At 67.4% G+C, this 12323-nt stretch carries 12 protein-coding genes; 9 read left to right on the top strand and 3 right to left on the bottom strand.

Translation table 11 applies throughout. The features are described from left to right. From AC2H6A_RS13180 to AC2H6A_RS13170, 3 genes are all read right to left on the bottom strand, one after another. Window positions 1-1190 (bottom strand): branched-chain amino acid ABC transporter permease (locus tag AC2H6A_RS13180; RefSeq protein ID WP_484274060.1); only part of this gene is annotated, 1190 nt, incomplete at its 3' end. 1 nt (window position 1191) lies between these two features. Further along, entirely contained in the window at window positions 1192-2067 is an 876-nt protein-coding gene (locus tag AC2H6A_RS13175; protein ID WP_484274059.1) for a branched-chain amino acid ABC transporter permease, read from the bottom strand. A gap of 171 nt (window positions 2068-2238) precedes the next feature. Further along, the gene (locus tag AC2H6A_RS13170) at window positions 2239-3192 is read right to left on the bottom strand and encodes a hypothetical protein (RefSeq protein WP_484274058.1); all 954 of its coding nucleotides are present in this window, start codon (window positions 3190-3192) and stop codon (window positions 2239-2241) included. Window positions 3193-3372: 180 nt separating this feature from the next. Between AC2H6A_RS13170 and AC2H6A_RS13165 the strand changes: the two genes are divergently transcribed. The 9 genes from AC2H6A_RS13165 (at window position 3373) to AC2H6A_RS13125 (ending at window position 12294) form a co-directional block, all read left to right on the top strand. Next, on the top strand, window positions 3373-3861 hold the full coding sequence (locus tag AC2H6A_RS13165) for a TRAP transporter small permease (RefSeq protein ID WP_484274057.1): 489 nt from the start codon (window positions 3373-3375) through the stop codon (window positions 3859-3861). Continuing rightward, a complete protein-coding gene (locus AC2H6A_RS13160; RefSeq protein ID WP_484274056.1) occupies window positions 3858-5174 on the top strand; it encodes a TRAP transporter large permease in 1317 nt (438 codons plus the stop codon). The genes AC2H6A_RS13165 and AC2H6A_RS13160 overlap by 4 nt, the downstream gene beginning before the upstream one ends. A gap of 52 nt (window positions 5175-5226) precedes the next feature. Continuing rightward, on the top strand, window positions 5227-5877 hold the full coding sequence (locus tag AC2H6A_RS13155) for an SOUL family heme-binding protein (RefSeq protein WP_484274055.1): 651 nt from the start codon (window positions 5227-5229) through the stop codon (window positions 5875-5877). 66 nt (window positions 5878-5943) lie between these two features. Further along, the gene (locus tag AC2H6A_RS13150; RefSeq protein ID WP_484274054.1) at window positions 5944-7023 is read left to right on the top strand and encodes an LLM class flavin-dependent oxidoreductase; all 1080 of its coding nucleotides are present in this window, start codon (window positions 5944-5946) and stop codon (window positions 7021-7023) included. Continuing rightward, the gene (locus tag AC2H6A_RS13145) at window positions 7020-8084 is read left to right on the top strand and encodes an alpha/beta fold hydrolase (protein ID WP_484274053.1); all 1065 of its coding nucleotides are present in this window, start codon (window positions 7020-7022) and stop codon (window positions 8082-8084) included. The genes AC2H6A_RS13150 and AC2H6A_RS13145 overlap by 4 nt, the downstream gene beginning before the upstream one ends. Further along, complete coding sequence (locus AC2H6A_RS13140; RefSeq protein WP_484274052.1) at window positions 8081-9493, top strand: Rossmann-fold NAD(P)-binding domain-containing protein; 1413 nt, start codon at window positions 8081-8083, stop codon at window positions 9491-9493. The genes AC2H6A_RS13145 and AC2H6A_RS13140 overlap by 4 nt, the downstream gene beginning before the upstream one ends. A 47-nt stretch (window positions 9494-9540) precedes the next feature. Continuing rightward, on the top strand, window positions 9541-9963 hold the full coding sequence (locus tag AC2H6A_RS13135) for a DsrE family protein (protein ID WP_484274051.1): 423 nt from the start codon (window positions 9541-9543) through the stop codon (window positions 9961-9963). A gap of 88 nt (window positions 9964-10051) precedes the next feature. Then, entirely contained in the window at window positions 10052-10642 is a 591-nt protein-coding gene (locus AC2H6A_RS13130) for a TetR/AcrR family transcriptional regulator (protein ID WP_484274050.1), read from the top strand. 188 nt (window positions 10643-10830) lie between these two features. Next, window positions 10831-12294, top strand: a complete 1464-nt coding sequence (locus tag AC2H6A_RS13125) for an MFS transporter (RefSeq protein ID WP_484274049.1) — start codon at window positions 10831-10833, stop codon at window positions 12292-12294. The last annotated feature ends 29 nt before the right edge of the window (window positions 12295-12323 follow it).

The following is a 12323-nucleotide window of genomic DNA, read 5'->3' as shown; positions in this document are numbered from 1 at the left end:
CGTATGCCGTCTTCAATCGGGTAGTAGCCGCTGATCAGGTTGAGCAGGGTGGTCTTGCCCGAGCCGTTGGGCCCGACGATGGCGTGCACGCTGCCGGGCTGAAGGGAAAGCGACACATCGGAGAGCGCCGCGATGCCGCCAAAGCGCTTGGACACCGCGGAGACCTCGAGCGCCGCACCCTGGATGGCATGCAGGCTGGCGCCGGCTGCCGGCTCGTCGGTCACCGGGCCGGCACGGGCGGCGCGCCGCTTGCGCACCAGGTTCTCGATGCCCCCCGCCACGCCCGAGGGCGCGAACAGGATCAGCAGCAGCAGCGAGGTGCCGTAGATCAGCAGCCGCCAGTCGTGCAGCTCGGCCAGCAGCTCGGGCACGATGAAGAAGATCAGGGTGCCGACCAGCGCGCCATGCAGGCGGGCCATCCCGCCCAGCACGACCACCAGCAGGAAGAAGGTGGAGAGGTCGGTGGGGAAATCATCGGGTGTGATGACCGTCTTGTGCACAGCCATGAAGGTGCCGGCCAGACCGGCCAGACCGGCGCTGATCACGAAGGCCTGCATCTTCAGGCGCACCAGCGAGGCGCCCACGCCGCGCACCAGCACCGAGTGGTCGTGCAGCCCGAGCAGGGCGCGCCCGAAGCGGGAATGGATCAGATTGCGGACGCCCAGAAAGGCCAGCAGGCACACCGCCAGCAGGAACCAGTAGAGCTGGCCCTGGCTGAGGGTGTGGCCGAACACCACCGGCTTGGGCACGCCGACGATGCCCGCAAAGCCGTGGGTGAGCTCGCGCAGCTCGGTCAGCAGCCCGCCGATCACATTGGCGAAGCCGAGCGTGATCAGGGCGAAGTACCAGGTGGACAGGCGAAAGGCCGGCAGGGCCATGAGCGCGCCCGCCCCGGCGGTCAGGGCGATGGCGATCGGCGCGGCAAGCCAGAACGAGAGCTTGTGATCGACCATGCAGATCGCTGCGGCGTAGGCGCCGATGGCGAACAGCGCGCCATGCCCCAGCGAGATCTGCCCGCCATAGCCCGAGAGCAGATTCAGGCCGAGCGCCACCAGGAAGTAGATGGCGATCTGGGTGCCCAGGAAGAGCACGAATTCGCCACGCACCAGCAGGGGCAGCGTGCCGACCAAAACGACGAAGGCGAGGTAGGCGGGCAGCGGGCCGCGTCGCTGCAGTGCAGAGGCGACCATGTCAGACCACCCGCGCGGTGGTGGTGCCGATCAGCCCGGCAGGCTTGACCAGCAGGATGGCCAGCACCACCACGAAGGTGGCGGCATGCTGGTAGCCCGGCGCGAGCAGCGCCCCGCTCACCGCCTCGACGATGCCCAGCAGACATCCGGCCAGCACCGCCCCGCGCATGCTGCCTACTCCGCCCACGGCGACCGCCTCGAAACCCTTGATCACCAGCAGGGGACTGAGCGCCACCGAGGCATAGAGCATGGGCGCAGCCAGGATGCCGATGATGCCGGTGACCACGCCACCCACGACGAAGGAGAGCCACGACAGGCGGTTGGGATCGATGCCGCGCAACAGCGCCGCCTCGCGGTCCTCGGCGACCGCGTTGACCGCCTTGCCGGTGCGCCGGGTGTAGAAATAGCCGGTGGCCGCGACCATGGCCGCGGTGAACAGCACAACCATCACCTGATAGCCGCTGATCTCCAGCGGCCCGATCTGATGGAATTCGGTGGTGATCGGCGGCGGCGGCGGCACCGGCCGGGGATCGGGACCGAAGAGCTTGCCGGCAAGATCCTGCAGAATCAGCGACACCGACAGCGTGCTGATGATCCAGCCCACCCCATGCTTGCGTTTGACCATGGGCGCGATGGCGACGAAGTAGGTAAGCCACGCGATGCCCGCGGTGAGCATCATCGACAGGGCTGCGCACAGATACCAGGGCAGCGTGGTGGTGCCCAGCAGCGCGGCGCAGACCATCGCGCCGATCATGATCAGGTCGCCTTGCGCGAAATTGAAGGTGTTGGTTGGCCGATAGAGGATGTTCAGACTGATGCCGGCCAGCGCGTAGAGACAGCCCGCGACCAGCCCATGCAGGATGACGCTCGGATCCATCGGGATTCCTTCGGTGACGCCTTCGTGGGCTGGTGACGCCCCCGGGAATGCTCAGGGCTGCCACTCAGGGCTTGCGCGCAGCCTAGCGCCGCTCGCCCTGAAACGACAGGTGGCTGCAGTTCGAAAACCTGCCTGAGTGCAGGATTGCCTGCACCTGCCGGCAAGGCGCGGTCAGGGCACAGCGGCCTGAACGATCTCGAAGCCGAAACCGCCGTCCCCGCGGACAGTCACCCGGACCGCACGGACATCGCGGGCACCCGGCACGATCAGCCGGGTGACCTGCAACAACGGCTTGCCCTCGAGGGCGAACGGCTGGTCGACCCTGAATCGGTGGGTGTCCCCGTGGATGACGAGCACCGGCCTGTTCCAGTCCCGGGCCAGCGGCAGCAGGGTCTGGGCCACGCTGCGGATGAAACCGGAGCCCGGCGGGAAGTCGTCCCAGGGGCGGGCAGACTCGAACACATCGGCCTGGAAGGCGACGACCACGGCCACGGACTGGGCACGGCGGGCCGCCTCGAAGGTGGACGCGATCCAGGCGGCATTGGCAGCCTCGCGCGCGTCGAACTCGGCCAGGGCCCGCGGCTCGCGCGGATCGCGGTTGTTGTTGCTGCCGACGATGTGAACCGTGGCGAAGGTCACACCCGCATGCTGCCAGCGCTGGTTCTCGATGAAGGCGCCGAAGGCCGGCATCAGGACCGACTGGTTCTCCAGCATGATGGGCCTGGCGCCCAGCGAGCGACCCGCCACGAAGAAGCGCTTGCGCAGCGTCGCCAGCCGCTCGAGGGGATCAAAGCCACCGGCACTCGGGCGATGGCAGTCGGTCCACTCATTGTCGCCGGGGGTGTAGATGAGCGCTCCGGCGAAGCGCTGGAAGTTCTCCAGCTGGCGGGAAAACTCCTCGTCGCTGCAGGGCGTGGAGCCCGACTTGAAGTCGCCCACATGGATGGAGAACCCGGGCTGAACGGCATTGATCCGATCGATGAGGGCCCGGTACGGCGCCTGTGAGACTTCCGGCGGACCATAGGGCAGGTCGCCAAGCGCGACGAAGCGCAGGATCGCATCCCCGGACTGGGCATGCACGGGCAGGCAGAACAGCGCCATCGCGAGGAACAGGAATCGGGTCATGGCCGTGGTGGATCAGCGCAGGGGCTTGTACCGGGCGGAAAGGGGCGTGGGCGCGGCAGGCTGCTATCCTCGCCGAAGTCGACCGAGCGCAGCGGCCTGACGCACGCCCGGCGACTGGCTGGCCGCGCGTTCAAACGCAGTGCCTCCCCTCACCCGATTCGCCAAGACACCGACAGCATGATGCCACCGGCCCCCCTGGAGCGACTCGCCAGACTCTGCAGCATCATCGGCGGCCTGATCATGATCGCGCTGATGCTGATGACCTGCTACAGCGTGATCGGCCGCAATTTCTTCGGAAAGGCGCTGATCGGTGACTTCGAACTCACCGCCATCGGATCGGGCAGCGCCATCGCCTTCTTCATGCCGCTGTGCCAGCTGCGGCGGGGCAACATCATCGTCGACTTCTTCACCACCCGGTGCAGCGACCTCACCCGTCACCGGCTCGATCGGGCGGGTGATCTGCTGATGGCCGTCATCTTCCTGCTGATCGCCTGGCGCTGCGGCGTGGCTGCGCTCGGCGCCAAGGAGAACATGGGTGCATCGATGCTGCTCGGCTTCCCGGACTGGATCGTGCTGACCAGCATGTGCCTGCCGTTGGCGCTGGCCGGGGTGATCGCCGGCACGCAGGCCCTCGGCCAGCTCGCAGCCGACACGCAGGAGGCGCGATGAGTCCGGTCCAGCTCGCCCTGCTGATCTTCGGCCTGATGCTGGCCCTGATGGTGCTGCGTGTGCCCATCGCAGGCGCCATGTTCATCGCCGGCGCGGCCGGCTTCGTGCTGCAGTCGGGCCTCTCGCCCTTCATCAACTTCATCAACAACCTGGCCTTTGCGCGTCTGGCCAACTACGACCTCTCGGTGATTCCGCTGTTCATCCTGATGGGGCACTTCGCCACCCAGGGCGGCATCAGCAAGGCGCTGTTCCGCTTCGCCGCCGCGGTCATGGGCCGGTTCAAGGGTGGCCTGGCCATGAGCGCCGTGCTGGCCTGCGCGGCCTTCGGCGCAATCTGCGGCTCGTCGGTGGCCACGGCCGCCACGATCACCGGCGTGGCCCTGCCCGAGATGAAGCGCCATGGTTACTCCGGGCGGCTCTCCACCGGCACGCTGGCTGCCGGGGGCACGCTGGGCATCCTGATCCCGCCTTCGGTGCCACTGGTGATCTACGCCATCCTGACCGAGCAGAACATCGCGAAGCTGTTTGCGGCGGCGATGCTCCCCGGGGTCATCGCCATGACCGGCTACATGATCGCGATCGCGATCTATGTCCGCCTGGTGCCGGGTCACGCCCCGGAGCGCGAGGAAGTCGAGAAGCTCACCTTCGAGTCGCTCAAGGGCATCCTGCCCATCGCCACCATCTTCATCGTCGTCTTCGGTGGCATCTATGCCGGCTTCTTCACGCCGACCGAGGGTGCCGCGGTGGGCGCCACCTCCACCTTTCTGGCGGCGCTGCTCAAGGGCGAGCTGAACAAGGCGAAGTTCCTGGAATGCTTCCACGCCACGGCGCTGAGTTCGGCCATGATCTTCATGATCTTCATGGGCGCCGATGTGATGAACGCCGCCCTGGCGCGCACCCAGGTGCCAGCCCAGCTCGCCGAGATGGTGGTGAGCCTGAATCTGGCGCCGCTCATGGTGGTGGGCGGCATCCTGCTGCTCTATGTGGTGCTGGGTGCGGTGATGGACGAGCTGTCGATGCTGCTGCTCACCATCCCCATCTTCTTCCCCATCATCATGAAGCTGAACCTGGGGATGACCCCGGAACACACCGCAATCTGGTTCGGCATCATGGTGCTCATGACGGTGGGCTTCGGCATGCTCGCGCCCCCGGTGGGCCTGAATGTCTATGTGGTCAACGGCATGGCCAAGGACGTGCCGCTGAGCGAGAGCTACAAGGGCATCACGCCTTTCCTGATCAGCGATACCCTGCGCACCCTGCTGCTGCTGTTCTTTCCGGGCATCAGCCTGTACCTGATCCGGTATCTGACCTGAGCGCCGGCAGCGAGCGAGCCGCAGCACTGGCTGCCACACGGAGATCGCCACCATGAGAGCCCTGCTGAGCACCCTCCTGCTGGCCCTGATTCCGTTCGGAGCGGCGGCCATCGAAGAGCCCGACTACGAGGTCATCCAGCAGCTCGACGGTGCCGAGGTGCGGCAGTACGCGGCCTATGTGGTGGCGCAGGTCAGGGTCTCGGGCCCGGCCGAGCGCGCCGGCAACGAGGCCTTCCCCATCCTGGCCGGCTACATCTTCGGCAGGAACAAGGGTGCCCGCAAGCTCGAGATGACGGCACCCGTGACGCAGGCTGCCGTCCCCGTCCGCATGGACATGACAGCCCCGGTCACGCAGTCACCCTCCCCCGGCGGTTTCGTGGTGCAGTTCGTGCTGCCGAAAACCGTCACGCTGGCGTCGGCGCCCGAACCGCTCGACCCCCGTGTTGAGCTGCGGGAGATGCCCGGGAAACGGATCGCGGCAATCCGCTACTCGGGGTTCTGGACCCAGGACAATCACGACACGCATCTCGCCCGGCTCCGGGCCGCGCTCGGTGCGGCTCGTCTGCAGCCCGTGGGCGAACCGACCCTCGCGCGCTACAACCCGCCGTTCACCCCCTGGTTCCTGCGCCGCAACGAGATCTGGCTGGAGATCGAAGGCAGCACCGAGCCGGCAGCGGCCGGGTCCGGGAAGGGTCGCGATTGAAGTGCCAGGGGATGACCGCACGCCTCCTGGACGCAGCCTGAGACTCGCCGACTGAAGGAGGCCATCGTGCCCGTACGCATCATCGGAATGATCGGCGTCGATCCGCCGAAGGGGAACACCCTGCATGTGATCGCCGGCGGCATCTCGCCGGGCTTTCTGGCCGAGTTCGCGCAGGCTCATGAGGACGCCGGCTTCGACCTGGTGCTGGTGGGCTACTACTCGAGCTCGGCCGAAGGCTTCGGCGTGGCCGCCCATGCGGCAGCGCACACCCGGCGGCTGGGCTTTCTGATTGCCCACCGACCGGGCGTGCTGGTGCCCACGCTGGCCGCGCGCACGGTGTCCACCTTCGACGCGCTCTGGGGCGGGCGACTGGCGCTGCACATCATCGCCGGGGTCACCGACGAAGACATGCAGCGTGACGGCGACTTCACGCCCAAGGAGGAGCGCTATCAGCGCGCGACCGAATACCTCGCCGTGATGCGCAAGGTCTGGACCGCGCAGACGCCCTTCGACCATGAAGGGCGCTTCTACCGGTTCACCGATGTGCGCAGCGACGCGCGGCCGCTGCAAAAGCCCTATCCCCCGCTCTTCTTCGGCGGGTCGTCGGAGGGCGCGCTGGTCATGGGCGCGGCGCACTGCGATGTGTTCGCGATGTACGGCGAGCCGCTGGCCGAGACCGAGCAGCGCATGAACGACTTCCGCCGCCGCGTGGCCGCGCTGGGGCGCCCCGCACCGGGCTTCAACATGTCGTTTCGACCGATCATCGCGCCCACCGAGGGCGAGGCCTGGGACAAGGCCGCGAAGGTGCTGCAGGACCTGAAGGACGGTGGCGCGCTGCCCACCCGCGCGCTCGATGCCTCGGCCGAGCGGCTGGTGGACATCGCCTCGCGCGGCGACGTGCACGACGAGCGCCTGTGGATGCCGGTGGCAGCGCTCGCCGGCGGCCGCGGCAACTCCACCTGCCTGGTGGGCACCCCCGAGCAGGTGGCGCAGGCGATGCTGCGCTACTACCGCCTGGGGATCCACTCCTTCCTCATCCGCGGCTTCGATCCGGTGAACGACGTGACCGATTTCGGGCGGGAGCTGATTCCTCGGCTGCGGCTGGGGGCGCGAGAGGTGGATGCGACGATGGGATCGAGAGCATGAAACATTCGATCACCCAGCACAGCTTCACCTCGTCCCGTCACACCACGGCCTATCTCGCCTGCGGCGCCAAAGCCGCGCCACTGATGATCTTCGTGCACGGCTGGCCCGAGCTTTCGCTCTCGTGGCGCCATCAGCTCCCGGTCTTCGCCAACCTGGGCTTTCGCTGCATCGCGCCCGACATGCGCGGCTATGGCCGATCGAGCACCTACCAGCGCCACGAAGACTACGCGCAGTCGCTGATCGTCACCGACATGCTCGAGTTGCTGGCATCGCTCGGCCGCGAGCGCGCGGTCTGGATCGGTCACGACTGGGGCGGCCCCGTCGTCTGGAACATCGCCTCGCATCATCCGGAGGCCTGTGTCGGTGTCGCAAGCCTGTGCGTGCCCTACCTCGCCGACGGATTCAGCGTCGTCAATCTCGCGCCGCTGGTCGATCGCCGGCTCTATCCCGAGAACCGCTACCCCGTCGGCCAGTGGGACTATCAGCTCTTCTACGAGGAAAGCTTCGACACCGCCCGCAAGGGTTTCGAGGCGAACATCCGGAATGTGGTGAAGGCGCTGTTCCGCAAGGGCGATCCGAACGCGGTCGGCCAGCCGAGCCGGCTGGCGTCGGTGCGACAGGCAGGCGGATGGTTTGGCGCAGGCGCCTGTCCGGATGTGCCGCGCGACCCGGATGTCATCACCGAAGCCGATCTCGATGCCTACACCGAGGCGCTGACGCGCAACGGCTTCTTCGGACCCGACTCCTGGTACATGAACGGCCCCGCCAATGTCGCCTACGCGCGGACATCGAAGAACGGCGGCAAGCTCAGCATGCCGGTGCTGTTCCTCCACGGCGCCTATGACACCACCTGCGAGACGCTGCAATCGGCCCTCGCCGAGCCGATGCGCCGCGACTGCGCGGACCTCACCGAGGTCGTCGTCCGGTCCGGTCACTGGATGGCCCAGGAGCAGCCGGTCGCGGTCAACGCGGCGCTGGCGAAATGGCTGGCGGCTCGATTGCCGGCTTACTGGGAAGACGCGCCCTCGGCCCGACCATCGGAAGGGAATCCACCGGCATGAGCAAGATCGAGACCGACTACCTGATCGCGGGCGCCGGGGCCGTTGGCCTGGCCTTCGCCGACACGCTGCTCAGCGAGACCGATGCGGACATCGTCATCGTCGATCGGCACGGGCTGCCCGGGGGCCACTGGAACGACGCGTATCCGTTCGTGGCCCTGCACCAGCCCTCGGCCTTCTATGGTGTGGCCTCGATGCCGCTGGGCTCAGACCGGGTCGATGCCGGTGGCCTGAACGACGGCTTCCTGGAACTGGCTACGGGCGCCGAGGTCAGCGCGTATTTCCAGCGGGTGATGCGCGAGCGCCTGCTGGCCAGCGGCCGGGTTCGCTATTACCCCCTGTCCGAACTCGAGCCCGGAGCCGACGGCGGCAGCCACCGGCTGCGCTCCCTGCTCTCGGGTCAGCAGACCACCGTGCAGGTGCGGCGACGGCTGGTGGATGCGACCTACTACGGGACCACGGTGCCCTCCACCCATCGGCCCGCCTTCCCGGTGGCCGACGGCGCATGGCTGGTCACGCCCAACGACCTGCCGCAGTTGTGGAAGCAGTCGAACCGCCTGCCCTCGAATTTCATCCTCCTGGGCGCCGGAAAGACGGCCATGGATGCGGGTGTCTACCTGCTGCAGAGCGGCGCACCGCCCGATCGTATCCAGTGGGTAAGACCCCGAGACAGCTGGATGCTCAATCGCCGTGGCACGCAACCGCTGATGGCCTTCCTGGAGGAAGTCATCGCAGGCCAGGCGCTGCAGATGGAAGCCCTGCTGTCGGCCACCGATGCCAACGGCTGGTTCGACCAGCTCGAGCAAGGCGGCCAGATGCTGCGGCTCGACCACGCGGTGCGGCCGACGATGTTCCACTACGCGACCATCTCCACGGGCGAGATCGCGCTGCTGCAGCAGATCACCCGTGTGCTGCGACACGGGCCGGTGAAGGCGATCGAACCTGAGGCGCTGGTGTTTGCCGATGCCCGCGTCACGGTGCCGAAAGACAGCCTCTTCATCGACTGCACGGCCCGCGCCGTGACCCGCCGCCCGCCGGTGCCGGTGTATCAGCCACAGCGCATCGTGCTTCAGATGACCCGCATCCCACAGCCCGCGTTCAGCGCCGCGCTGGCGGCATGGCTGGAAGCGCATGGCGACAACGACCCCGCACGCAACGCGATGAGCATCCCCGTGCCGCTGCCCGACAGCGTGGACGATGTGCCGCGCGCCACCATCGTCAACCTGATGAACCAGGGCCGCTGGAACCAGGACCCGCGACTGCGGGCCTGGATACGGGCGTGTCGGCTGGACGGGTTCAGCAAGCTGATCGCCTCGGTCGATCCCGCTGATGCGGCAAAGATGGCCGCGCTCGGCCGGCTTCGTCGGGCGGCAGAGGGCCTGCCGACGGCCGCAGCCCGCTGGATGCGCTGAGACGAGATCCAAGGAACGACCCACTGGCCTGGCTCGAGGAGAAAATGATGACGCTACGCACCTTGGCCGCCGCGGCCCTCGTCTCGTCAGTCGCCCTTTCAACGCCCCACGCCTGGGCACAGGACGCCGTGGTCTACCACATCGACGACGCCGCCACGCAGGGCCTGAAAGGCTTGCGCAATGTGCGCAACCATGTCGACACCGACCCCTCGGCCCGCATCACCGTGGTCACGCACGCCAACGGCGTGGACATGCTGATCGACGGCGAGAAACACGCGGGCGGTACCGAGTACGCGCCACTGGTGGCGGCGCTGCGCGCGCGAGGGGTGCGCTTCGAGATCTGCGAGATCACGCTGCGTAACCGCAACCTGAAGAAGGAACAGTTCATCCAGGAAGCCGAGTTCACGCCCTCGGGCGTGGTGCGCATCGCGAAACTGCAGAAGGAAGGCGCGGCCTACATCAAGCCCTGAGAGCAACCGAGGTACCGGGCACGTCCTGGTACCTGTCGCGCTCGAAGCCCGGTTGACACCAAAATATGATGCTCGTAATGTCGCTGGCATGATGATCCGGACTCCAACACGAAAAGAGCTGAGCCATCACCGCATCGTTGATGTGGCGGCACGGGCTGTTCGACGCGCCGGGTACCGTGGCGTCGGGGTGGCCGACATCATGAAGGAAGCCGGTCTGACGCATGGCGGCTTCTATGCCCACTTCGAATCGCGCGACGCCATGCTCGTCGAGGCGATGCAGCGCGCAGGTCGAGACAACCTCGCCTCGCTTTCGGAGGGAATGGAGCGTCGTCTGCGGCAAGGCGGCACGCGCTTTCGTGCACTGATAGAAACCTACCTGCACGACGCCCACATCGCGCGGACCGAAGACGGTTGCGTCATCGCCGCCCTGGCGTCCGAGATGACGCGTCAGCACGAGGCGGTTCGCGACGAGGCCCGCCGCAGGGTTGCCGCGATGGTCGATCTCGTACGCGCAGCGCTACCGAGCGGCACAGAGGATCGCGAGGCAGTCGTCGTGGCGTCCACGATGGTCGGCGCCTTGCAGCTTGCTCGCACCCTCGGCGCAAAAGCAGGTCGTGACATTCTGGCCCAAACGCGTCGGTCGCTGATCGAGCGCTACGACCACATCGCGCACCGCTGACCGGATGTGGCGGTTCACACGCCATGCTTACCGCTTCATTCACAAATATGATGATCATCATATGAAGGCCCAGCCATGAAAATCCAGGAACCCGTTGTTGCGACCCTCCTCGCTGAGGATGTCGCACGACCATTCAAGCCCGGCCTTGCGGCGTACCCGGGCGTGCCGCTGCGGGCGGGGGATTGAGCATGGCCACCACCCACGCGCTGCCGCGACCCGGTGCCGCCCCCTCATCCCCCTGGCCCGTGTTCTGGGTCGCCAGCATCGCGACGTTCCTGGTATCGCTGGACACGACGATGCTGTTCGCAGCCTTCGACCCGCTGCGGCATGCCTTCGCCGATGCCTCGGCTGCGGACCTTTCATGGGTGCTGAACGCCTACACGGTGGTCTACGCGACGATGCTGATTCCCGCCGGCGGCCTGGCCGACACGCACGGACGCAAGCGCATCTTCCTTGTCGGCGTGGCGCTGTTCCTGGCGGCTTCGGCGGCCTGCGGTCTGGCCGGAACCGTGGGCTGGCTGATCGCCGCGCGTGTGCTGCAGGCCATCGGGGCCGCACTGCTGACCCCCGCCTCGCTGTCGATCGTTCTCGCTGCGTTCCCGCAGACGCAACGGGCAGTTGTCGTCAGCCTGTGGGGGGCGGTCGGCGGCCTCGCCGCAGCGGTGGGACCCAGCGCAGGCAGTTTCGTGATCGACACCCTGGGTTGGCCGTGGGCCTTCTACATCAACCTGCCGCTCGGGGGCCTGGCCCTGTGGCGAGGCGCGGCGCTGCTGACCGAATCGGCCCACGTCGGCAGCCACCGGCGGGTAGACGGCGTCGGCATGGCGCTGTTGATGCTGGCCGTGGGCGCCGTCACGCTGGCGATCGTCGAATCCGAGGCGCCGAGCTGGAATCGCACCGAACTCGCGCTGCTCGGCGCGACGGGACTCGTCGCCGCCGGCGCCTTCGTCGCCTGGGCGCGCAAGGCCCCGGCGCCTCTGGTGGATCTCGCGCTGTTTCGCCACCGAACCTACCGCTTCGTCAACGCCGCCACCCTGGTCTTCGGGGCGGCGTTCTCGATGATGTTCCTGACGTTCTTCTTCTTCATGATGAACGTCTGGCACTACAGCCTGCCGCAGGCCGGCCTGGCCGTGACGCCAGGACCGCTGCTGGTGATGCCGACGGCCATCATCACGGGCCGGCTGGCCACGCGGCTGGGCCACCGCCGCTTCCTGGTCGGAGGCTCCCTGCTGTACGCCGTCAGCAGTCTGTGGTTCCTCCTCGTGCCCGGCACCGAGGCGCAGTACGTCTCGCACTGGCTTCCCGGCCTGGTGATGAGCGGCATCGCGGTCGGCCTGGTGCTGCCGTCGTTGTCGGCTGCGGCCGTCAACCGCCTCCCGGTGGCTCACTACGCCGTCGGCAGCGCCGTGAACCAGGCCACACGACAGATCGGCTCGGTGCTCGGGGTGGCGCTCACGGTTGCGCTGATCGGCAACGCGGCCCTGCAACGCAACGATTTCGATGCGCTCTACCTGCTGCACGGCGTGCTGGCACTGCTGACGGGGTTGCTGTGCCTGCCCGTGGACACCCGGCCGCGACCCGCGCCGCATCCAGGAGAACCGGCCGAACCGCATCGTGCGCCAACCGCCTCTCAAACGTCGAGTCCAACATGAAAGACACCAACATGATCGAAACCACCCTG

Source organism: Quisquiliibacterium sp. (assembly GCF_982640115.1).
Note: the sequence above shows the minus strand (reverse complement) of the source record. Positions and strands in the feature narration are given on the sequence as shown.

Coding starts and splice junctions, on each gene's coding strand:
- AC2H6A_RS13175 (WP_484274059.1), bottom strand. CDS start 2,067: ATGGATCCGAGCGTCATCCTGCATGGGCTGGTCGCGGGCTGTCTCTAC.
- AC2H6A_RS13170 (WP_484274058.1), bottom strand. CDS start 3,192: ATGACCCGATTCCTGTTCCTCGCGATGGCGCTGTTCTGCCTGCCCGTG.
- AC2H6A_RS13165 (WP_484274057.1), top strand. CDS start 3,373: ATGCCACCGGCCCCCCTGGAGCGACTCGCCAGACTCTGCAGCATCATC.
- AC2H6A_RS13160 (WP_484274056.1), top strand. CDS start 3,858: ATGAGTCCGGTCCAGCTCGCCCTGCTGATCTTCGGCCTGATGCTGGCC.
- AC2H6A_RS13155 (WP_484274055.1), top strand. CDS start 5,227: ATGAGAGCCCTGCTGAGCACCCTCCTGCTGGCCCTGATTCCGTTCGGA.
- AC2H6A_RS13145 (WP_484274053.1), top strand. CDS start 7,020: ATGAAACATTCGATCACCCAGCACAGCTTCACCTCGTCCCGTCACACC.
- AC2H6A_RS13140 (WP_484274052.1), top strand. CDS start 8,081: ATGAGCAAGATCGAGACCGACTACCTGATCGCGGGCGCCGGGGCCGTT.
- AC2H6A_RS13135 (WP_484274051.1), top strand. CDS start 9,541: ATGACGCTACGCACCTTGGCCGCCGCGGCCCTCGTCTCGTCAGTCGCC.
- AC2H6A_RS13130 (WP_484274050.1), top strand. CDS start 10,052: ATGATGATCCGGACTCCAACACGAAAAGAGCTGAGCCATCACCGCATC.
- AC2H6A_RS13125 (WP_484274049.1), top strand. CDS start 10,831: ATGGCCACCACCCACGCGCTGCCGCGACCCGGTGCCGCCCCCTCATCC.